A 20,986-nucleotide genomic window follows, 5' to 3' on the forward strand; every position below is an offset into this window, starting at 1 on the left:
ACGCATTACAACTCTAGGATTGGCCCCATCAGCTTGATGAGGTCTGTCCATGAATCCTGCAATCGCAACTGCCCTGACCAATCCCGGTGCGCCGATGAAAGTGCGTGGCGTGCAGAAGCGCTTCGGCGCGTTTACCGCACTGGATAACGTCTCCCTCGATGTCGCGGCCGGTGAGCTGGTGTGTCTGCTCGGCCCCTCCGGCTGTGGCAAGACCACGCTGCTGCGCTGCATCGCCGGGCTGGAGAAACAGGACCGCGGCGAGTTGTACCTCGGTGACCGCGACGTCTCGCACCTCGCGCCGCAAGCCCGCGACTACGGCATTCTGTTCCAGTCCTACGCGCTGTTCCCCAATCTGACGGTCGAAGCGAACATTGCCTACAGCCTCGCCGGCAGTGGTCGCGACGAAGTCCGTCGCCGCGTCGGGCAGATGCTGGAGCTGGTCGGCCTCACCGGCAGTGAGAAAAAGTACCCGGGCCAGTTGTCCGGCGGCCAGCAACAGCGAGTCGCGCTGGCGCGTGCCCTGGCCCCGGCGCCGTCGCTGCTGTTGCTCGATGAACCGATGTCGGCGCTGGACGCCCGGGTGCGCGAGCATCTGTGCACCGAACTGCGCCAACTGCAGCGCAACCTCGGCATCACCACCCTGATGGTCACCCACAATCAGGACGAAGCCATGCTGATGGCCGACCGCATCGCTGTGATGAACAACGGCCGTGTCGAGCAGTACGCCACCCCGCAGGAAATCTACAACCGCCCGGCCACACCGTTCGTGGCCGAGTTTGTCGGTCAGGGCAACTGGCTGCCGTTCCAGCGCAGCAGCGCCAGTCACGCCCGGGTTGGCGGAATGGATGTGCGTCTGGCTGATGGCAGCGTGAGCGGCGCTTCGGGGCGACTGTTCTGCCGTCCGGAAGCGATCAACGTCAATCCCGTGGTGCACGAAGAAAACCTGTTTCCGGCCAAGGTGCGCGAGATTACTTTCCTCGGCAACCGCTGCCGCATGAGCTTCGAACTCGACCAATTGCCGGGGCATCCGTTGCTTGCCGAACTGGCGCCGGAAGCCATGCCGCGCCTCGGCGCCCAGCAGATCATGGTCGCCTTGCCGCCGCGCAGCCTGCAGGTGTTTGCCTGATGAGCGCGAACATCGCACTGCCGCTACCGCACAAGCAGGCGCGGCGAGTGTCCGGTGCCGAGGTCGGTGACCGGATCTTTGTCCTCGGCGGCAAACTCCTGCTGTTGTTGCTGCTCGGTGTTGCGGTGCTGCTGCCCTTGCTGGCGATCTTCTGGCGCGGCTTCAGCAGCGAGGCCGGGCAGGGCGGTGGCTGGCTCGCCGCGAAAGAGCTGGTGACCAGCGCCAATTTCCACTGGCTGCTCGGCAACAGCCTGAAAGTTTCCCTCAGCGTTGCGGCCATTGTCGTACCGCTGGCCTACCTGTTTGCCTACGCGCTGCAACGCACGCTGATTCCGGCCAAGGGCATCTGGCGCGGGATTTCCCTGCTGCCGTTGATGGCGCCGTCGATGCTGCCGGGGATCGCGCTGGTCTATCTGTTCGGCAATCAGGGCATGTTGCGTGGATTGCTCTCGGACAACATCTACGGTTTCTGGGGGATTGTGCTGGGTGAGGTGATTTACACCTTCCCCCATGCGCTGATGATTCTGCTCTCGGCATTGTCGCTGGCCGATGCGCGCCTGTTCGATGCGGCGTCGAGCATGGGCGCCAGCCCGGCCAAGGCGTTTCGCAGCATCACCTGGCCGGCGACCCGCCAGGCGGTGTTTGCTGCGTTCTGTCTGGTGTTCACCCTGACCATCACCGATTTCGGGGTGCCGGTGGTGGTCGGTGGCGACTATCAAGTGCTGGCGCTGGAAGCCTATAAAGCGGTGGTCGGCCAACAGCAATTCGGTCGCGGCGCGTTGATCGGCATGGTGCTGTTGCTGCCGGCGCTGTTCAGCTTTGGTGTGGATGCCTGGCTGCGCCGCCGTCATGGCGATTCAATGAGTGGCCGCGCCCAAGTGTTCAAACCGGTGCCATCGAAATTGCGTGACGGCTGCTATCTGGCGATTGTTTTGCTGATCAGCGCCGCGTTGATTCTGGTGTTCGGCATGGCGGTGTTTTCCTCGCTGGTGAAGTTCTGGCCGTACAACCTGTCGCTGTCGCTCAACCACTATCAGTTCAACGAAACCGCCGGCGGTGGCTGGCTGGCCTACGGCAACAGTTTGAAGATGGCGCTGGGTACGGCGCTGATCGGCAGTGTGCTGATCTTCACCGGCGCTTACCTGATGGAGAAAACCCGCACCCAGCGCGGCCTCAACCTAGCGTTGCGCATGCTCAGTTTCATCCCGATGGCGGTGCCGGGGCTGGTGCTTGGCCTGGGTTACGTCTTCTTCTTCAACCTCACCGGCAACCCGCTGCACGTGCTGTACGGGACGATGACCCTGCTGATCGTCTGCACCATTGCGCACTACCTGACCACCGCACAAATGACCGCGACCACCGCGCTGCGTCAGCTCGACGCCGAGTTCGAAGCCGCCGCGCTGTCGCTCAAGGCGCCGCTATATCGGCATTACTTGCGTGTGACCGTGCCGATCTGCCTGCCGGCGCTGCTGGACATCGTGCGCTACCTGTTCGTCTCGGCGATGACCACCGTGTCGGCGGCGATCTTCCTCTACAGCCCCGACACCATCCTCGCGGCGGTGGCGGTGCTGAACATGGATGACGCCGGCAACGTCGGCGGCGCGGCGGCGATGTCGACCCTGATTCTGTTCACCTCGGCAGGCGTGTCCTTGCTGCTGGCGTGGGCTTCGCGCGGCTTGCTGCGCCGTTCCCAGGCCTGGCGGCAAACCGCGCCCGGTCACTGATTCAAACCTGCAAACCTCAACTCACCTACAGGAAAACGATCATGTTCAAGCCTATGGCCCTGGCCGCTGCTGTGCTCGCTACTTTCAGCCTGAATGCCTTCGCGGCAAAAACCGAGTTGACGGTGTACACCGCCCTCGAAGCCGAGCAATTGAAGTCCTACAAAGAAGCGTTCGAAAAGGCCAACCCGGACGTCGAGATCAAGTGGGTGCGTGACTCCACCGGGATCATCACCGCCAAACTGCTCGCCGAAAAGGCCCGTCCGCAGGCTGACGCGGTGTGGGGCCTGGCCGCTTCGAGCCTGGCGATTCTCGATCAGCAAGGCATGTTGCAAAGCTACGCGCCGAAGGATCTGGGCAAGATCGGCGCGAACTACCGCGACGCCGCCAACCCGCCGGCCTGGGTCGGCATGGACGTCTGGGCCGCGACCATTTGCTTCAACACCGTTGAAGCGGAAAAGCAGGGCCTGAGCAAGCCAGTGAGCTGGCAAGACCTGACCAAGCCTGAGTACAAGGGCAAGATCGTCATGCCGAACCCGGCGTCGTCCGGCACCGGTTTCCTCGACGTCAGCGCCTGGCTGCAAACCTTCGGCGAGAAGCAGGGCTGGGCCTACATGGACGGTCTGCACCAGAACATCGGCCAGTACGTTCACTCCGGTTCCAAGCCTTGCAAACTGGCAGCGGCGGGTGAGTTCCCGATCGGCATTTCCTTTGAATACCCGGCCGTTCAGCTGAAACGCCAGGGCGCGCCGCTGGACATCATCCTGCCGAAGGAAGGCCTGGGCTGGGAGATCGAAGCCACTGCCGTGATCAAAGGCACGCCGCATGAAGAGGCAGCGAAAAAACTCGCGGACTTCTCTGCCAGCGCCGAGGCGATGGACCTGTACAAAGAGAACTTCGCTGTTCTTGCTCAGCCGGGTATCGCCAAGCCGCAAACCGAACTGCCGGCCGACTACGAGCAGCGCCTGATCAAGAACGACTTTGCCTGGGCCTCGAAGAACCGCGACGAGATCCTGACCGAGTGGCGCAAGCGTTATGACGGCAAGTCCGAGAAAGTCGTCGCCAAGTAAGATCTTTATCGACTGACAGGGCCCCATCGCTGGCAAGCCAGCTCCCACAGTTTTCCGGGGTGGATACAGATTTTTGAACACCTCTAAACCTGTGGGAGCTGGCTTTCCAGCGAAAGCGGTCTCTCATTCAGAGCACCTCTAAATGACCCAACACAAAGACCTGCTCATCGCAGGCGCCGGCATCCTCGGCCTGTCTCACGCCTATGCCGCCGCCAAGCGCGGGCTCAAGGTCAGCGTTTTCGAACGCACCGCCACACCTCTCGGCGCCTCGGTGCGCAACTTCGGCCAGGCGCTGGTCACCGGCCAGCCACCCGGCCCGATGCTCGAACTGGCCAAGGCCAGCCGCGACATCTGGGGTGACTGGGCGCAACTCGCCGGTCTGCAGATCAAGCGTAACGGCTCGTACCTGTTCGCCCGCACCGAAGCTGAAGAACACCTGCTCGAAGCCTTTTGCAACGGCCGCGCCGTGGAACACGGTTACAACATCGCGCTATTGCGCGGTGCTGCCCTGCGTGATCTGTACCACGGTCAGTTCAGCCACCACCGCGCGGCGTTGCACGGCATGGACGATCAACAGCTGTACTCGCGTGAAGCGATCCCGGCGCTGATCGACTACCTGCGCCGCGACCTCGGCGTCGAATTTCATTTCTCCACGCTGGTGCGTGACGTCGAGCCGGGGCGCCTACAAAGCACCGCCGGTACGTTCACGGCGAAACAGATCATCGTCTGCTCCGGCCACGATTATCAGACCCTGCTGGCCGAGCCGATTGCCGCGCTCGCCCCGCAAATCTGTCGCCTGCAAATGCTTCGCGCCAAACCGCAGTTCGAACTGAACCTGCAACACGCCTTGCTCACTGGTTTGAGCTGCGTGCACTACGGCGCCTTCGCCGATCTACCGCAGGCGGCAGCGGTGCAGGCGCAGATCCTGCGCGAACAACCGCACTTGCACGACAACGGCATTCACCTGCTGATCAGCCCGACGCCGTATGGCGAGCTGATCATCGGCGATTCGCACCATTACGGCAGCGACCCGTCGCCGTTCAACGCCGAACAAGTGGACAACTGGATGCTGGAACTGGCCGAGCAGACGCTGGGTTGCAAGGTGCACGTGGTCGAGCGCTGGCAGGGCGTCTACGGTGCCCGTGGGCCGGGACCGTTTTCGTTCCTGCGCCCGGCACCGAGGCTGAGTGTGGCGCTGATGCACACCGGCGTCGGCATGAGCGTCGGCCCGGCGCTGGCCGAGCGCAACATCGCGCAGTTGCTGGAGGAAATCTGATGACGGAGCAGCAGCAAGTCGTCGCCCGGGTGTTCGGGTTGTATGAGCGTTTCGGCACTCGCGATTACATCGGCGAACCGGTGTCGCAGATCGAGCACATGTCCCAGGCCGCCGAACTGGCAATCGCCGAAGGCTTCGATGACGAGGTGGTGCTGGCGGCGTTCTTCCACGACATCGGTCATCTGTGTGCCGAGGGCGCCGAGAACATGGGCGGGTATGGCGTGGTCAGCCATGAGCGGCTGGGGGCGGATTATTTGCGTGAGGCGGGTTTCGGCGAGCGCCTGGCGCGGTTAGTGGAGTATCACGTGCAGGCCAAGCGGTATCTGACGTTGCGTGAGCCGGGGTATTTCGAGCGCTTGAGTGAAGCCAGTCGCAAGACACTGGCGTATCAGGGCGGGGTGATGACGGCGGCAGAGGCGGACATGTTTGAGCGCGATCCGTTGTGTGCTGTCAGCCTGCGGATGCGGCAGTGGGATGAGTTGGCCAAGGAGATAGCGGTGCCGGTAATGGATTTGAGTGTGCTAAAGCGCAAGGCTGAGGTTTTGTTGTCGGCTGAGTGATTGCAACCCTCACCCCAGCCCTCTCCCGGAGGGAGAGGGAGCCGATCTTCATGCCTTTCAAACCTGAGTTCGACTGGGTGTCTCAGGTCGATGTATGACCCGAGAACACCACGGTCAGCCCCCTCTCCCTCCGGGAGAGGGCTGGGGTGAGGGGCGGCGTCTAAAGCTCAAGCACCTTTCCCACCAACGCCTCAATCTGCTCCTGCCTTTCCGCCTGATTCAACTTTGCATGCGGATTCAACGACGACCACTGCGGATGCGCCCGTGCCTTGCTCAGTGCCTCGGGCAGCTTGCCCTCGCGCCAAGTCTTGTCCTGCGGGGTGGCGACCTGAACCGCCTCCATCGCCGCGTGTCCGCGTTGATCGAGCGCCAGCAACAGCTGCCGCTGACGCAGCGCCAACAGCCGCAACACGCCGTCATCCACGGTCAGTTCCCGCTGGCCCTTGATCTTGCCGAGCAAGCGACTGCCATAACTGCGCGCCGTTTGCAGCGCGCCGCCAGCGATCGCGCCGGCCAAAGCGGCTGCACCGAGCGTAATCCCGCCCACCAGCAAATCCACACCAGCCCCGGCCGCGGCGCCTGCCGCAATCCCGCCGCCGACGCGAACCCCCAGTTGCTTCAAGGTTTCCGGGTTGAACAAATCATCGCCCCAGCGCCCATCCAGCAACGGCAGATCACTGGCCGCTGCGTCTTGCGGGCGAAACGCGTAGAGCTTGAGCAACGCTTCGACGCACCTCTGCTCACGCTGACGCACGGCTTTGCGCAGTTCGCTGATCGCTTGCTGTTCCTGTTCGACGGCGCTGACCACACTGCGTCGGCACGCCGCGCAGTCGATCAGCAACTCGGCGATCAACCGCGCCGCACTTTGCTGGCGGGCGAGGCGCTGGGCCTGTTGATCGGCGATCAGTCGTTCCAGTTGCGGACGGGCATTTTCCAGTAGCAATGCGAGGCTTTCATACAGCCGCCGCTCGCCGTCCTCCGGTGGTGCAACGCTGTCGAAGCGCACCAGCGCATGCAGGCCGAGCCGCGCCAACGCTTCGCGCCAGTCCGGCTCGCGATGGTTGGCGCTGCTGACAAAATTCAGCACCGGCAGCAGCGGCTTGCCACAACTGGCGAGCACTTCCAGTTCGTCGCGGTATTTGGCCAAAACCGGTTCGCGGGCGTCGATCACATAGAGTCCGGCGTCGGAGGCGAGCAATTGCCGCAGCACTTTCGCCTCCTGTTCGAAACGCTGGCGTGCCTCGCTGCCGTCGAGAAACCGTGTCAGGCGCGCCGGCCCGTCGAGGCGTTCGCCGGGGCGTTCCAGGCGTTCGAGGAAATCCAGCAGGGCGATGGCGTCTTCCAGTCCCGGTGTGTCGTAGAGATCGAGCAACGGCTCGCCGTCCACCGACAACCGCGCACCCTCGACATGCCGAGTGGTGCTCGGCCGATGCGAGACTTCGCCGAAACCGACGTCGCGGGTCAGAGTGCGCAACAGCGAGGTCTTGCCGACGTTGGTGTGGCCGACCACCGCGAGTTTCAGCGGCGCTTTGCGAGCATCAGTCATGACCGTTCTCCAGCCAGTTCAACGGTGCGCAATCGGCGAACGGCAGCTCAAGCTGTTGCAGCGCCACGTGCCAGTCGCCGAGGCGGGCGCTGTCCAGCGCTTCACCGGGCGGCGCTTGCAGCAACCAGACGCGGGTGGCGCTGGCGTTGCGTGCCAGTTCGGCAATCAACGCGAGGCTGCCGCGATCCGGCGAGCGCCGTGGATCGCAGGCGATCAGCAGGCGCGCCGGGGGGAAGCGGCTGAGTTGTTCGAGCAGTTTGTGTCGCGATTCACGGCTGTCGAGGAGGCCGGCGTTGCTCACGGTTTTCGGCAGGGCCGGTGGCCACGGGCGCTGGTCGTCGAGTTCGATGGCCACCAGCAGGGCGCCGTCGCTGGCGTGTTCGCTGACGTGGCTTTCGACCCGATGCAATTGTTCCGGCGCCGCGTCGTTGATGCCAAGGCGTTCGCTGGTCGGCATCAGGCGTTCGCGCAACTGGGCGTAGCCGGGCAGCTTCAGGTCCAGGCTCAGCGCGGCTTTGCCACGGCTCCAGCGCCAGAAACAGAACGCGGCCAGGAGCAGGCGCGGCAGCACACCGTAGACCACCAGCACGCCCACCAGCCAGGTCGCCCAGGCCTGTCGCGCACTTTCGATGTCCAGCGCGGCGTCGCCGCTGGCGCGGATCATCTCCACGCTCGGCACGTTGAAACCGAGCAGCGCCGGCAGCGCGCCGAGGGCCTGGGTCATGTTGATGAAAGTGTCAGCGCTGAGAATGGTGGTTTCCCAGACGAAGCCGTAGCGCCGGGTGGCCATCAGCGTCAGCAGCAACATCAGCGCGCTGAGCATCGCCAGCAGCCACAAACCGTTGACCAAGGTGCCGAGGGCCCAGCGGTTGAGTTTTTTGCGTTGCAGCATCAACAGCAGGGCCGGCGCCAGTTGCGCGGCTTTGGCATCCCGGGCGAATTTTTCGCTGAGCCACAACCACAAGCGGCCAAGGGTGGCGCCGTGTTCGCCGGCAAAGATCAACCCCAGCGCCCAGCTCAGCAGCAGAATCACGTTCAACCCGAGCAGACTGCCCAAGGCCCAGAACACATTGACCGGTGTCTGGCTCAACGCGGCGAAGGCCAGACCGGCACCGCTGAGCACTGCGAAGATCAGCAGCAGTACCAGCGCCAGGCGTGCGCCTTGCAGCCAGTGAGTGAGCGCAGCGCTCAGCCCGTCACGCTCGGCCAGCCACAACGCCCGGCGTTGAATGCGGCTCGGCAGATCGCCGCCGGCCGCGCGGGCCAGACGATTGGCTTCCAGATCCTCCAGCGGCCCGGCGTGTTCTTCGCGCAGGCGGATGGTTTCGCTCAGCCAGAGGTTTTGCAGGGGAGTCAGTTCAGTCACGCGCCATTCCGTTGCTCAATTGAGCCGTGAGCATAACCGCTGTGACGCTTATCGGGTCAAGCGAGGCTCTGGTATCCTCGCCGGCATGACTAAATCACTCCCCCTCAGCCTGATCGCAGCCCTCGGTGAAAACCGCGTGATCGGCGTCGACAACAGCATGCCCTGGCACCTGCCGGGGGACTTCAAATACTTCAAGGCCACGACCCTCGGCAAGCCGATCATCATGGGCCGCAAGACCTGGGATTCGCTCGGTCGTCCGCTGCCGGGCCGCTTGAACATCGTGGTCAGCCGTCAGGCCGATCTGGTGCTGGAGGGGGCAGAGGTCTATCCGTCGCTGGAAGCTGCGGTGGTTCGCGCCGAGGAATGGGCGAAAGCGCAGGGCGTCGATGAGCTGATGCTGATTGGCGGTGCGCAGTTGTATGCGCAAGGGCTGGCGCAGGCCGATCGTCTGTACCTGACCCGTGTGGCGCTGAGCCCGGAAGGCGACGCGTGGTTTCCGGAGTTCGATCTGAACCAGTGGAAGCTGGTGTCGAATGTGCCGAATCCGGCGGAGGGCGACAAGCCCGCGTACAACTTTGAGGTCTGGGAGAAAAGATAGCTTCAAGCTTCGAGCTGCAAGCCACAAGTGAAAGCGGGAATGCTCTTCTTGCAGCTTGCAGCTTGCTAGCTGGCTAGCTCGCTAGCGCCGCATGCTCATCCGCATCCAGCAGCGCTTTATCCGTCTGCTGCATCACCTGACTGGTAATCGCACCCGCGGTAATCGAGCCACTCACGTTCAACGCCGTACGCCCCATGTCGATCAGCGGCTCAACCGAAATCAGCAACGCCACCAGTGACACCGGCAAGCCCATCGCCGGCAGCACGATCAGCGCGGCAAACGTCGCGCCGCCGCCCACACCGGCCACACCGGCCGAGCTCAGGGTCACAATCGCCACCAGCGTCGCGATCCACAGCGGATCCAGCGGATTGATGCCCACGGTTGGCGCAACCATCACCGCCAACATCGCCGGGTACAGACCGGCGCAACCGTTCTGGCCGATAGTTGCGCCGAACGAGGCGGCGAAACTGGCCACCGACTGCGGAATGCCCAGACGACGGGTCTGCGCTTCGATGCTCAGCGGAATGCTCGCCGCGCTGGAGCGGCTGGTGAATGCGAAGGTCAGCACCGGCCAGATCTTGCGGAAGAAGCGCAGCGGGTTGATCCCGGCGGCCGACACCAGCAAACCGTGGACCACGAACATCAGGCCGAGGCCGAGGTACGAGACCACGACGAAACTGCCGAGCTTGATGATGTCCTGCAGGTTGGAACCGGCGACCACTTTGGTCATCAGCGCCAGGACGCCATAAGGGGTCAGCTTCATCACCAGACGCACCAGACGCATCACCCAGGCTTGCAGGGTGTCGATGGCGTTGATCACTTTCTGACCTTTCTCGACGTCATCCTTGAGCAGTTGCAGCGCCGCCACGCCGAGGAACGCAGCAAAAATCACCACGCTGATGATCGAGGTCGGCTTGGCCCGTGCCAGGTCGGCGAACGGGTTCTGCGGAATGAACGACAGCAGCAGTTGCGGCACATTCAGGTCGGCGACCTTGCCGGCATAGTCGGTTTGAATGGTTTGCAGGCGGGCCATCTCCTGAGTGCCGGCAACCAGGCCTTCGGCGGTGAGGCCGAACAGGTTGGTCAGGCCGATACCGATCAGCGCCGCAATCGCGGTGGTGAACAGCAGGGTGCCGATGGTCAGGAAGCTGATCTTGCCCAGCGACGAGGCGTTGTGCAGACGCGCCACCGCGCTGAGGATCGAGGCGAATACCAGCGGGATCACGATCATTTGCAGCAACTGCACGTAACCGTTGCCCACCAGATCGAACCAGCCGATCGAGGCTTTCAGCACCGGATTGCCGGCGCCGTAAACGCTGTGCAGCGCAACGCCGAACGCCACGCCCAGACCCAGCGCGAGCAGGACTTTTTTCGCCAGGCTCCACGTAGTGTGGCGGGTTTGTGCCAGACCGAAGAGCAGGGCGAGGAACACCAGCAGATTGAGGATCAGCGGCAGATTCATGAAGACTCCGATAAGACTTGTGCCAGTCGCATTCTTGAGCAACTGCGAACCGGCAAGCCTAACAGTTTGATTTCCAATGAATTAATACCGAAATCGAAGGTCGTCCGTCGTTTTTGGAATAAGCCACTGTCGCTCTCGGCAATGCAACTGGCGTTGAGGAGACGTAAGCGGTCGCTGACAGACGAGGACTGTCACACTTATTTGTTAGCGTCGATGTCTTTCAGTCAGGGAGAAAACGCCGATGAAGTTCGCACCGAAAATGCTCGCTGTGGTTCTTGGATTGGGCTTGGCCGCTCACGCATTCGCCACCGATCTGAAGCACTGGCCGGCGGATCAGGCCAAGTCGCTGGACGCGATGATCGCGGCCAACGCCAACAAGGGTAACTACGCGGTGTTCGACATGGACAACACCAGTTACCGCTACGACCTCGAAGAGTCGTTGTTGCCGTTCATGGAAAACAAGGGGCTGATCACTCGCGACAAGCTCGATCCTTCGCTGAAACTGATGCCGTTCAAGGACACCGCCGACCACAAGGAAAGCCTGTTCAGTTACTACTATCGCCTGTGCGAAGTCGACGACATGGTCTGCTACCCGTGGGTGGCGCAGGTGTTCTCCGGCTTCACCCTCAAAGAGCTGAAGGGCTACGTCGATGAGCTGATGGCTTCGGGCAAACCGGTGCCGGCGACTTATTACGAAGGCGATGTGGTGAAGAAACTCGACGTTAATCCGCCGAAGATCTTCACCGGCCAGCAAGAGCTGTACAACAAGCTGATGGAGAACGGCATTGAGGTCTACGTGATGACCGCCGCTTCCGAAGAACTGGTGCGGATGGTCGCGGCCGATCCGAAGTATGGCTACAACGTCAAACCGCAGAACGTGATCGGCGTTTCGATGTTGCTCAAGGATCCGAAGACAGGCGAACTGACCACTGCGCGCAAGCAGATCACCGCCGGCAAGTATGACGAGAAGGCCAACCTCGGCCTCGAACTCACCCCGTACCTGTGGACCCCAGCGACCTGGATGGCCGGCAAACACGCGGCGATCCTGACCTACATCGACGAGTGGAAAAAACCGGTGCTGGTGGGCGGCGACACCCCGAGCAGCGACGGCTACATGCTGTTCCACGATGTGGATGTGGCCAAGGGCGGTATCCACCTGTGGGTCAACCGCAAGGACAAATACATGACTCAGCTCAACGGCATGATGGCCAAGCACGCTGCGGCGCAGGCCAAGGAAGGCTTGCCGGTGACGGCGGACAAGAACTGGGTGATCGTCAAGCCTGAAGACATTCAGTAAGACCGGGTCGCTCCCATCGCTGGCAAGCCAGCTCCCACAGGGATTTATGGTGCTCTCACTCTGTGTGTTTCACCTTGGACACTGTGGGAGCTGGCTTGCCAGCGATGGGGACCTTCACGTCCACCGGTTAAATCGGCTAGACAAAAAATGCCCCGCACTTGGCGGGGCATTTTTATTCGGCGGCTAAAACTTACAACCCGTCGAGCATCGCCTTGTTACGCACCGCACCCTTGTCGGCGCTGGTCGCCAGCAGGGCGTAGGCCTTCAGCGCAGTGGTCACTTTGCGTGGACGCTGCTCGACCGGTTTCCAGCCTTTCTTGTCCTGCTCGACCCGGCGCGCAGCCAGTTCTTCATCGCTGACCAACAGGTTGATCGAGCGGTTCGGAATGTCGATCAGCACTTTGTCGCCGTCCTGCACCAGACCGATTGCGCCACCGGCCGCAGCCTCTGGCGAAGCGTGGCCGATCGACAGACCGGAAGTACCGCCGGAGAAACGACCGTCGGTGAGCAGTGCACAGGCTTTGCCCAGGCCTTTGGACTTCAGGTACGACGTCGGGTAGAGCATTTCCTGCATGCCCGGGCCGCCTTTCGGGCCTTCGTAGCGAATGATGACGATGTCGCCTTCCTTCACTTCGTCGGCGAGGATGCCGCGCACCGCGCTGTCCTGGCTTTCGAAGATCTTCGCGTTGCCTTCGAAGACGTGGATCGACTCATCGACGCCGGCGGTTTTCACCACGCAACCGTCGAGGGCGATGTTGCCGTACAGCACGGCCAGGCCACCTTCTTTGGAATAGGCGTGCTCGAAGCTGCGGATGCAGCCGTTTTCCCGGTCGTCATCCAGGGTTTCCCAACGGGTCGACTGGCTGAACGCGGTTTGCGTCGGAATGCCCGCAGGACCGGCCTTGAAGAAGTGGTGCACCGCTTCATCGGTGGTCTGGGTGATGTCCCACTTGGCGATGGCTTCTTCCATGCTGCGACTGTGCACGGTCGGCAGGTCGGTGTGCAGCAGGCCACCACGGGCCAGCGAACCGAGGATGCTGAAGATGCCGCCAGCGCGGTGCACGTCTTCCATGTGGTACTTCTGGATGTTCGGCGCGACTTTGCACAGCTGTGGAACGCTGCGCGAGAGACGGTCGATGTCGCGCAGGTCGAAATCGATTTCGGCTTCCTGGGCGGCAGCGAGCAGGTGCAGGATGGTGTTGGTCGACCCACCCATGGCGATGTCGAGCATCATCGCGTTCTCGAACGCCTTGAAGTTGGCGATGTTGCGCGGCAGCACGGATTCGTCGTTCTCGCCGTAGTAACGCTTGCACAGCTCGACAATGGTGCGGCCGGCCTGCAGGAACAGCTGTTCGCGGTCGCTGTGGGTGGCCAGGGTCGAACCATTGCCTGGCAGCGCGAGGCCCAGGGCTTCGGTCAGGCAGTTCATCGAGTTGGCGGTGAACATGCCGGAGCACGAACCGCAGGTCGGGCAGGCGCTGCGTTCGTACTCGGCGACTTTCTCGTCAGAAGCGCTGGAGTCGGCGGCGATCACCATGGCGTCGACCAGATCGAGGCCGTGGGAAGCGAGTTTGGTCTTGCCGGCTTCCATCGGACCGCCGGATACGAAGATCACCGGAATGTTCAGGCGCAAAGCGGCCATCAGCATGCCCGGGGTGATCTTGTCGCAGTTGGAGATGCAGACGATGGCGTCGGCACAGTGGGCGTTGACCATGTACTCGACGGAGTCGGCGATGATCTCGCGGCTCGGCAGCGAATAGAGCATGCCGTCGTGGCCCATGGCGATGCCGTCGTCGACGGCGATGGTGTTGAATTCTTTCGCGACGCCACCGGCGCGTTCGATTTCACGGGCCACCAGTTGACCGAGGTCTTTGAGGTGCACGTGGCCTGGTACGAACTGGGTGAAGGAGTTGGCAATGGCGATGATCGGCTTCTTGAAGTCGTCATCTTTCATCCCGGTGGCGCGCCACAGTGCGCGGGCGCCGGCCATGTTGCGGCCGTGGGTGGATGTTTTCGAGCGGTAATCTGGCATGGAGCACTCCGGGCGGCTAATCAGGTATCAAAGGGGAGTGAGCTTCTATTGACGTCTGGAACACTCAGAAATGGCCGTGTGTCCGTGAAGTTGCCGATGACGTTGCGGGATCGCCGCTGGTCTCAGCCTGAGCTCATAAACCCGCCGGGGGATGAATGGCGATGAATCAGCCGATTCTACACCGCTGGCGTCCGGAGGGAATGGCGCAAAGCATTGTTCCAGTGCCGACGGTGCGTGTGGCATGACGACCGGCAGGCTCAATCGCCGCCCGTAGAGGTGATGGCACTGCGGTCGAGCACTCTGGCGCGACGGCTGATCCGCCTGTTCAACGCCAGTGCGATGCCACTGAGCAGGACAAAACAGTAGCCGAGGGTCGCTTGCAGGTTGCTCGGACTCAGGCTGATCAGCGCGCTGATCAACCCGCCACACACGAAGATGATCGTGCTGCCGGCCGAGGCCGACGTCCCGGCTATTTCCGGGAACAGGGCCATGGCTCGCGAGGTGGCGGCCGGGCGCGCAATGGTGGTGCCGGCGGTGCAGATCAGCATCGGAATCAGCACCGTGGCCGGCGAGCGCGCGAAGTGCTGCGCCAGAAACAGCATCACCAGCCCCGCCAACAGGATCAGGCTCAATCCGGCGACGATCTGTTGTCGCGCATTGATCCGTCGGCTCAAAAGCGTGGCCGCGATACCACCGAACACATACGCCGCGCCGTAGATCAGCAGAATCAGGGAAAAGTCATAAGTCGTCAGTTGCAACTGATCCATGAAAATCAGCGGCGAAATCACGATGAACGAGAAGTGACAGGCGAAGGCGAATGCCGAGATCAGCCAGTAGCTGACAAACTCGAAATCGCTCAGCACTCGCCGGTAAGCCCTGACAAAACCAAGGTGTGCTGCGCTGGACGTCGGGCGACCGCTGTCCAGAAACAGCCAGGCCTTGATCATCACCAGTGCCGACAGCGCGGTGAACACCCAGAAGCTGCCGCGCCAGCCAAGGGTGGCCTGCAGGAAGGCGCCGGCCAGCGGCGAGAGCGAAATGAAGATACCGGTGGCCGTGACCATCAGGATTCGCAAGCGATCCCGTTGCTCGCCTTCGAACAGATCCTGAACCAGGGCCTGAGATAACACGAAACAACCGCAACCCAAGGCTTGCATCACCCGGAAAATCAGGAACAACGAATAATCTGCGGTCATCACGCAGCCGATGGCGCCGAGCATCGACACGCCAAGGCCGGCGAGCAGCAAGCCCTTGCGCCCGATCCTGTCGGACAGCGGGCCGATCAATAGCTGCGCAAACGCGATTCCCACGGCAAACAGGCTGATCGACAGTGCGATGTCCGCCGGCGTCCGGCTAAAGTGCGCCGCCAGTGCCGGGAATGATGGCAGCAGAACGTCCAGGGGAAATACGCCGAGCAGTACCATCGCCAGCAACAGGCCGACAGCGCCGCGACGCTGGCGAGAGGTGACCACGGATGTGCCTTCAGTCATCGATCAGTCCTGCCTTGGCAAAAAGTGTCTGGTTATGGGGCAGCGCAAAAAAACCGGCTTGGCGCAATGCATCCAGGGTTGCCACGCAGCCTGAGCGTGCACGTGCACGACTGGCCTGCGCCGTGGCCAGGCCACTGACAATCAGGGTTACGTCGCGGTCGGCGATGCCGGCATCGCGCAGGCTCTGTCGCAGCCAGGGTTCATCGGTCTCGAAGAACATCCCGATGATCTCCAGCAACGTTTTGCTGGCGAATGCGCGCTGGCGACTGTTCATCGACAGCCAGACGTAGTGGAACACTTCGGCAAAGTAGCGACTGTGGCGGGCTTCATCGGCCAGGTGGTCACGCAGCATGTCGCTGACGCTGGACACCAGACTGTCGCGGCAAACGTCCAGCAACTCACGGGCAATGATGGTTTCCGAGACGAAACCGAGCAGCAGCCATGCCAGTGCGCGGTGCTTCTGCGGTGTGCGGGCGATCAGTGCGTTCATGCGGGTGATCCGTTGCGGCATCACGGGGCGTGCGCTGAACCCGTAGACCCCGGCGATCTGCTCCGCCAGACGGTTGGAGAACAGCGCGTGATATCCCTCGTCGGTGTAGAGCTGCAGCGCCGCGTGTTTCATCGCCTGAGGTACGTAGACCGGCAATTCCCGGTGCACGATCACCTCCACCGCACGATTGACGATGCGGTGCTCGAGCAGCGTGGTGTAATCGAGAAAGTGCACCAGATGGCTGGCGGTCAACCGGTGCAACGTTTCGCGTCCTGCCGCCTTGATCGCGGGGTGCGCCAGATACGGCAGGAAGGCCGGTGGAAACCAGTGGCGGCTCTGCAACTGTTGCTGCACGTCTTCCGGCAGTCGGTAGTCGTGAGTGCTGCTGCGCACCGAAGCCCGGTTCTCCCAGTCTCCGAGGGTGAATTTGAGTGCCCATGACACGGGTGCCTCGTGCGGATCGGCAATGAGCAGCGTCATGCCTGCACCTCGCGCAAAAGCGTGCGCATTTCTTCACACATCACCTGGCCGTCGCTTTTACCGCAGCCGACAAAAAACAGCGGTTGTTCGGCACTGCCCACTAGGTTGAGCAGCGTTTCGACCTGGGCGTCTGCAAACGCACCGGTCAGCCAGGTATTGAAACCTGATGCCGTGGCGACCAGTTGAAAGGTTTGTGACAGATGGCCGGCTTCAATGAATGCCATGCGATAGGCGCGCGAGTGTCCATATTTCCACCAGAGCCGATCGAATCGCGCCGTGATGAACAATCCCAGTGGCAGGTTATTGATGAAGTGCTGGCCACCGAGCAGGTCGCCCAGTGCCGCTTCAGGCAGTGGATTGACAAAACGCAGGCTGTGCTCGGCGGGGTCATAGGCATACAGGCCGGGAGTCAGGCCTTCGACATTCTGTACCAGCAGAAAACCTTCACACGCATTCAGACCTCCGCCGGAAGGGCTGCTCCGGCGTGCGTCGAGACCTTGGGCGACGGTGTCGTCCTCGTCTTCCCCGCGCTCGCTGAGATAGCCAAGGGAAAGGTACAGCAATGTGCCGACATCATTCAGTGTCATGGCTGCGCCGGTAAAGGTGCGGCAGGTTTTACGCCGCAGCAATGCGTTCGCCAGACTGTCGTTGCTCAAGACATCCCGAGCGGGCAAGGCAATGCGTTGCCCGGTTCCAGACTTCGGACGGGCCGCCTCCGGTGCCGGGGTGGCCAAAACGTCATCGCAGTGCGCCAAATACTGTCTGGCCCATTCATCAATATTCCGAGGTGTGTGTTCGCAGGGAATATTCTGAGTGCCGATATGATAAATCTTTGACAGTTCATCCCAGCCCCATGTTGGGCTGTCTGTTTTTGATACGGATAGAATGCCCGCATTTAATAGTTGTGTGTCTATTATGTTTTGCGCGTCGAACAGGTTGGGGTTGCTTATTAGTTGGGCGAGGCGCGAGGAATAATCAAGATCAAGTTCGTGCTGGGTATGGTCTTTGTAGTTCCAGACTATTTGCCCGGGTGAGCGCGGCAATATAAACAGGTAAGGATTGATGTGCATGAAGTGGCTTCACTCTGGATAAAAACGATAAGGACGCCGGGTGCCGGCACTTCCCGGCGTCCTGACTTACTTAGCGGGTTTTATGGGCAACCAGAAAAGCCAGGTTTGCGAGTTTGTTTGTTTCCAGAGAAATACTTTTCATGATGTGAACTCCTTGTTCGATTTAGTTAAGTCACCTCGTGGTGACAACTTCATAATAGTTTGTAATGGATTATTCGCAAGAGGATATTAAGTAGGAATATTCCAGTAATTTTGTCGGAGCGATCTTTAGCGAGGATTAGAGTTGTAGGGTGTTTTTTAATAATTAAAAGACGTAAGGAAATGTCCTGCATGTATTCAGGAAAGAAAATGTAGGAAGTCGCGAGTGTCGAGGATGGACAGCACTCGCGGAAAGAGTGCCGGAGAACGGCATAAAGTAAACGGGGAGCCTGTTGGCTCCCCGGTGTCGATCAGCTGTTTGGCAGCAGACGGCAGGTGATGCTCTTGATATAGCGGGTTTCGGCGATGGCCGGGTGTACCGGGTGATCCGGCCCCTGACCGCCACGTTCCAGCAACTGGATGTTGCGATCCAGGTGACGGGCGCTGGTCAGCAGGATGTTCTGCAGGTCGTCTTCCGGCAGGTGCATCGAGCACGAAGCGCTGACGAGGATGCCGTCCTTGTTGAGCAGGCGCATGGCTTGCTCGTTCAGACGACGGTAGGCGCCTTCGCCGTTTTTCATGTCTTTCTTGCGTTTGATGAAGGCCGGTGGATCGGCAACGATCACGTCAAAGCGCTCTTCGCTGGCCTTGAGTTCTTTCAGGGCTTCGAAGACATCGCCTTCGATGCAGGTCATCTTGTCGGCGAAGCCGTTCAGCGCAGCGTTGCGCTCGACACCGTCGAGGGCGAAGGCCGAAGCATCGACGCAGAACACTTCGCTGGCGCCGAATGCGGCCGCCTGCACGCCCCAGCCACCGATGTAGCTATAAAGGTCGAGCACGCGTTTGCCTTTGGCGTAGGGGGCCAGGCGTGCGCGGTTCATGCGGTGGTCGTAGAACCAGCCGGTTTTCTGACCTTGAATGACGGGGGCTTCGAACTTCACGCCGTTCTCTTCCAGCGCAACCCATTCCGGCACCAGGCCGAACACGGTTTCGACGTAGCGGTTGAGGCCTTCGGCATCGCGGGCAGCGGAGTCGTTCTTGAACAGGATGCCGCTTGGCTTGAGGACCTGGGTCAGCGCCGCGATCACGTCATCTTTATGCGCTTCCATGGTCGCCGAGGCGATCTGCACCACCAGGATATCGCCGAAACGATCAACGACCAGGCCTGGCAGCAGGTCGGAATCACCGTAGACCAGACGGTAGAACGGCTTGTCGAACAGGCGCTCGCGCAGCGACAAGGCGACGTTCAGGCGATGCACCAGCAACGACTTGTCCAGGGCAACCTTGATGTCGCGCGACAGCAGGCGCGCGCAAATCAGGTTGTTCGGGCTCATCGCAACGATGCCCAACGGCTTGCCACCGGCGGCTTCGAGGATGGCCTGGTCGCCCGCATTGAAACCGTGCAGTGGCGTGGCCGCCACGTCGATTTCGTTGCTGTAGACCCACAGATGGCCGGCGCGCAGGCGACGGTCGGCGTTGGCTTTGAGGCGCAAGCTAGGCAGGGACATGACGTCGCTCCGGAAAAAAGAGCGGGAGTATACCGTGTTGGGGCTGGTGCCGGGATTGGAGTGCGATGAAACGCAGATGGCCTCTTCGCGAGCAAGCTCGCTCCCACAGGGGATTTGTGACCGGCACAGATCAGTGTGGGAGCGAGCTTGCTCGCGAAGGCAGTCCTGAGAGCTACGCAGACAGCGCGTTGATCAGCTCCTTGTTGAACGCCGGAATATCATCCGGCTGACGGCTGCTGATCAGGTGACCGTCCTTGATCACTTCTTTATCGACCCAGTTGGCCCCGGCATTCACCAGGTCATCCTTGAGCGTCTTGTAGCTGGTCATGGTCTTGCCGTTGACCAGCCCGGCGGAAATCAGCAACCAGCCGCCATGGCAGATCACCGCGATCGGCTTGCCGGCGGAGGCGCCGGTCTTGACCAGATGCTGGGCGTCCTGGTCGATACGAATGGTGTCGGAGTTCTGCACGCCGCCCGGCAGGACGATCGCGTCGTACTGTTCGCTGCTGGCGCCTTGAAACGTCTGGTCGACTTTAAAGTCGTCCGCCGGTTTGTCGTGGTTCCAGCCTTTGACCTTGCCGGCCTCGGCGGAAAGGATATCGACCTGAGCACCAGCCTGCTCCAGGGCCTGCTTGGGGCCGGTCAGTTCGACCTGTTCGAAACCGTCTGTTACCAAAATGGCGACGCGTTTGCCGTTGAGAGAAGTAGCCATCGTTAAGCTCCTGAATCGTCGGGAAATTGCCGCCGCAATGGACTGCAATCGTCCATCGGGCCTTACAGACTCCGAAGCCGGGGCGGGAATGAAAGTTCCTGACAATTGCCCACTGGTGTGTCGTCGAGCGGTTTTTAGAGGTTAGAATCGCCGCCTGTCCCAGAGTGTGTACTTATGTCCCAAGAGCTGACCACCGAACAGATTCAACAATCCCTGCAAGGCATCAGCGTGCCGGCGCAGCCGCAGATCATGGTGGATCTGCAAATGGAGCAGTACATGCCCGACCCGGACCTGGAGGTGATCGCCAAGCTGATCGCCCAGGATCCCGGCCTGTCCGGTTCTCTGCTGAAAATCGTCAATTCGCCTTATTACGGCCTGAGCAACAAGATCACCTCGATCCAGCGCGCGGTGAACCTGTTGGGCAGTCGTTCGATCATCAACCTGATCAACGCGCAGTCGATCAAGGGCGAGATGAACGACGACACCATCGTCACCCTCAACCGTTTCTGGGATACCGCCCAGGATGTTGCGATGACCTGCCTGACCCTGGCCAAGCGTGTGGGCACCCAGGCTGGCGACGAGGCCTATGCACTGGGCCTGTTCCACGATTGTGGCGTGCCGTTGATGCTGCAACGCTTCCCCAACTACATGTCGGTGCTGGAAAAGGCTTACGCCAATGCCAGCGCCGAGTGCCGCGTGGTGGACACCGAAAATGCCGAGTTCAACACCAATCACTCGGTGGTCGGTTATTACACCGCCAAGTCGTGGCGTCTGCCGGAGCACGTCAGTTCGGCGATTGCCAATCACCACAATGCATTGGCGATCTTCAGCGACGAGTCCTCGCGCAACAGCCAGATGAAGAATCTGCTGGCGATCCTGAAAATGGCCGAGCACATCTGCGCGTCGTACCGGGTGCTCGGCAACCAGGCCGAAGACCAGGAGTGGAACAGCATCGGTGCGCTGGTTCTCGATTACGTCGGCCTGTCGGACTACGACTTCGAAACGCTCAAACAAACGATTCGCGACCTCGGCGCGCATTGATCC

The 20,986-nt window shown here is 61.4% G+C and carries 17 protein-coding genes; 8 read left to right on the top strand and 9 right to left on the bottom strand.

What is annotated here, in order from left to right; all coding sequences use genetic code 11:
• Window positions 1–49: 49 nt before the first annotated feature.
• From K5Y35_RS09115 to K5Y35_RS09135, 5 genes are all read left to right on the top strand, one after another.
• Complete coding sequence (locus tag K5Y35_RS09115; protein ID WP_222834100.1) at window positions 50–1,126, top strand: putative 2-aminoethylphosphonate ABC transporter ATP-binding protein; 1,077 nt, start codon at window positions 50–52, stop codon at window positions 1,124–1,126.
• Window positions 1,126–2,850, top strand: a complete 1,725-nt coding sequence (locus K5Y35_RS09120; RefSeq protein WP_222834101.1) for a putative 2-aminoethylphosphonate ABC transporter permease subunit — start codon at window positions 1,126–1,128, stop codon at window positions 2,848–2,850. The genes K5Y35_RS09115 and K5Y35_RS09120 overlap by 1 nt, the downstream gene beginning before the upstream one ends.
• 41 nt (window positions 2,851–2,891) lie before the next feature.
• Entirely contained in the window at window positions 2,892–3,917 is a 1,026-nt protein-coding gene (locus tag K5Y35_RS09125) for a putative 2-aminoethylphosphonate ABC transporter substrate-binding protein (protein WP_093429804.1), read from the top strand.
• 142 nt (window positions 3,918–4,059) lie between these two features.
• A complete protein-coding gene (locus K5Y35_RS09130; protein WP_222834102.1) occupies window positions 4,060–5,193 on the top strand; it encodes a TIGR03364 family FAD-dependent oxidoreductase in 1,134 nt (377 codons plus the stop codon).
• Window positions 5,193–5,753, top strand: coding sequence for a phosphonate degradation HD-domain oxygenase (locus K5Y35_RS09135; RefSeq protein WP_222834103.1), 561 nt, complete (start codon window positions 5,193–5,195; stop codon window positions 5,751–5,753). The genes K5Y35_RS09130 and K5Y35_RS09135 overlap by 1 nt, the downstream gene beginning before the upstream one ends.
• Window positions 5,754–5,913: 160 nt before the next feature.
• Here the strand turns inward: K5Y35_RS09135 and K5Y35_RS09140 are convergent, their stop codons facing one another.
• Window positions 5,914–7,299 (bottom strand): GTPase/DUF3482 domain-containing protein, encoded by a 1,386-nt coding sequence (locus K5Y35_RS09140; RefSeq protein WP_222834104.1) that lies wholly within the window; start codon window positions 7,297–7,299, stop codon window positions 5,914–5,916.
• Window positions 7,292–8,665 (bottom strand): DUF2868 domain-containing protein, encoded by a 1,374-nt coding sequence (locus K5Y35_RS09145; RefSeq protein WP_222834105.1) that lies wholly within the window; start codon window positions 8,663–8,665, stop codon window positions 7,292–7,294. The genes K5Y35_RS09140 and K5Y35_RS09145 overlap by 8 nt, the downstream gene beginning before the upstream one ends.
• 85 nt (window positions 8,666–8,750) lie before the next feature.
• Between K5Y35_RS09145 and K5Y35_RS09150 the strand changes: the two genes are divergently transcribed.
• Window positions 8,751–9,263 carry a dihydrofolate reductase gene (locus K5Y35_RS09150; RefSeq protein WP_128615986.1) on the top strand — a complete coding sequence of 171 codons (513 nt, stop codon included), beginning with the start codon at window positions 8,751–8,753 and terminating at the stop codon, window positions 9,261–9,263.
• Window positions 9,264–9,336: 73 nt separating this feature from the next.
• Here K5Y35_RS09150 and K5Y35_RS09155 read toward each other — a convergent pair whose 3' ends face one another.
• On the bottom strand, window positions 9,337–10,725 hold the full coding sequence (locus tag K5Y35_RS09155; RefSeq protein ID WP_128615985.1) for an L-cystine transporter: 1,389 nt from the start codon (window positions 10,723–10,725) through the stop codon (window positions 9,337–9,339).
• Between the two features lie 241 nt (window positions 10,726–10,966).
• Here K5Y35_RS09155 and K5Y35_RS09160 point away from each other — a divergent pair, with 241 nt between their 5' ends.
• The gene (locus K5Y35_RS09160) at window positions 10,967–12,022 is read left to right on the top strand and encodes a haloacid dehalogenase-like hydrolase (protein WP_222834106.1); all 1,056 of its coding nucleotides are present in this window, start codon (window positions 10,967–10,969) and stop codon (window positions 12,020–12,022) included.
• Between the two features lie 190 nt (window positions 12,023–12,212).
• Here the strand turns inward: K5Y35_RS09160 and ilvD are convergent, their stop codons facing one another.
• The 6 genes from ilvD to K5Y35_RS09190 all read right to left on the bottom strand — a co-directional run bounded on the left by ilvD (window position 12,213) and on the right by K5Y35_RS09190 (window position 19,942).
• Entirely contained in the window at window positions 12,213–14,054 is a 1,842-nt protein-coding gene (gene ilvD, locus K5Y35_RS09165) for a dihydroxy-acid dehydratase (RefSeq protein ID WP_007964170.1), read from the bottom strand.
• A 257-nt stretch (window positions 14,055–14,311) separates the two neighbouring features.
• Window positions 14,312–15,544: an MFS transporter gene (locus K5Y35_RS09170; protein WP_222834107.1), complete on the bottom strand. Its 1,233-nt coding sequence runs from the start codon at window positions 15,542–15,544 to the stop codon at window positions 14,312–14,314.
• Entirely contained in the window at window positions 15,537–16,514 is a 978-nt protein-coding gene (locus K5Y35_RS09175; protein WP_222834108.1) for a diiron oxygenase, read from the bottom strand. The genes K5Y35_RS09170 and K5Y35_RS09175 overlap by 8 nt, the downstream gene beginning before the upstream one ends.
• A complete protein-coding gene (locus tag K5Y35_RS09180; protein ID WP_222834109.1) occupies window positions 16,511–17,584 on the bottom strand; it encodes a SagB family peptide dehydrogenase in 1,074 nt (357 codons plus the stop codon). The genes K5Y35_RS09175 and K5Y35_RS09180 overlap by 4 nt, the downstream gene beginning before the upstream one ends.
• Window positions 17,585–18,033: 449 nt before the next feature.
• Window positions 18,034–19,230 carry a class I SAM-dependent rRNA methyltransferase gene (locus K5Y35_RS09185; RefSeq protein ID WP_093429813.1) on the bottom strand — a complete coding sequence of 399 codons (1,197 nt, stop codon included), beginning with the start codon at window positions 19,228–19,230 and terminating at the stop codon, window positions 18,034–18,036.
• Window positions 19,231–19,402: 172 nt separating this feature from the next.
• On the bottom strand, window positions 19,403–19,942 hold the full coding sequence (locus K5Y35_RS09190) for a type 1 glutamine amidotransferase domain-containing protein (protein ID WP_123469598.1): 540 nt from the start codon (window positions 19,940–19,942) through the stop codon (window positions 19,403–19,405).
• Window positions 19,943–20,170: 228 nt separating this feature from the next.
• Here K5Y35_RS09190 and K5Y35_RS09195 point away from each other — a divergent pair, with 228 nt between their 5' ends.
• A complete protein-coding gene (locus K5Y35_RS09195; protein WP_177490471.1) occupies window positions 20,171–20,983 on the top strand; it encodes an HDOD domain-containing protein in 813 nt (270 codons plus the stop codon).
• Window positions 20,984–20,986 lie beyond the last annotated feature (3 nt).

Source organism: Pseudomonas sp. SC3(2021) (assembly GCF_019856535.1).
Taxonomy (GTDB): domain Bacteria; phylum Pseudomonadota; class Gammaproteobacteria; order Pseudomonadales; family Pseudomonadaceae; genus Aquipseudomonas; species Aquipseudomonas monsensis.

Bases quoted from the DNA above. Each gene is read 5' to 3' on its own strand.
- K5Y35_RS09115 (WP_222834100.1), top strand. From the start codon at position 50: ATGAATCCTGCAATCGCAACTGCCCTGACCAATCCCGGTGCGCCGATG.
- K5Y35_RS09120 (WP_222834101.1), top strand. From the start codon at position 1,126: ATGAGCGCGAACATCGCACTGCCGCTACCGCACAAGCAGGCGCGGCGA.
- K5Y35_RS09125 (WP_093429804.1), top strand. From the start codon at position 2,892: ATGTTCAAGCCTATGGCCCTGGCCGCTGCTGTGCTCGCTACTTTCAGC.
- K5Y35_RS09130 (WP_222834102.1), top strand. From the start codon at position 4,060: ATGACCCAACACAAAGACCTGCTCATCGCAGGCGCCGGCATCCTCGGC.
- K5Y35_RS09135 (WP_222834103.1), top strand. From the start codon at position 5,193: ATGACGGAGCAGCAGCAAGTCGTCGCCCGGGTGTTCGGGTTGTATGAG.
- K5Y35_RS09140 (WP_222834104.1), bottom strand. From the start codon at position 7,299: ATGACTGATGCTCGCAAAGCGCCGCTGAAACTCGCGGTGGTCGGCCAC.
- K5Y35_RS09150 (WP_128615986.1), top strand. From the start codon at position 8,751: ATGACTAAATCACTCCCCCTCAGCCTGATCGCAGCCCTCGGTGAAAAC.
- K5Y35_RS09155 (WP_128615985.1), bottom strand. From the start codon at position 10,725: ATGAATCTGCCGCTGATCCTCAATCTGCTGGTGTTCCTCGCCCTGCTC.
- K5Y35_RS09160 (WP_222834106.1), top strand. From the start codon at position 10,967: ATGAAGTTCGCACCGAAAATGCTCGCTGTGGTTCTTGGATTGGGCTTG.
- ilvD (WP_007964170.1), bottom strand. From the start codon at position 14,054: ATGCCAGATTACCGCTCGAAAACATCCACCCACGGCCGCAACATGGCC.
- K5Y35_RS09170 (WP_222834107.1), bottom strand. From the start codon at position 15,544: ATGACTGAAGGCACATCCGTGGTCACCTCTCGCCAGCGTCGCGGCGCT.
- K5Y35_RS09175 (WP_222834108.1), bottom strand. From the start codon at position 16,514: ATGACGCTGCTCATTGCCGATCCGCACGAGGCACCCGTGTCATGGGCA.
- K5Y35_RS09180 (WP_222834109.1), bottom strand. From the start codon at position 17,584: ATGCACATCAATCCTTACCTGTTTATATTGCCGCGCTCACCCGGGCAA.
- K5Y35_RS09185 (WP_093429813.1), bottom strand. From the start codon at position 19,230: ATGTCCCTGCCTAGCTTGCGCCTCAAAGCCAACGCCGACCGTCGCCTG.
- K5Y35_RS09190 (WP_123469598.1), bottom strand. From the start codon at position 19,942: ATGGCTACTTCTCTCAACGGCAAACGCGTCGCCATTTTGGTAACAGAC.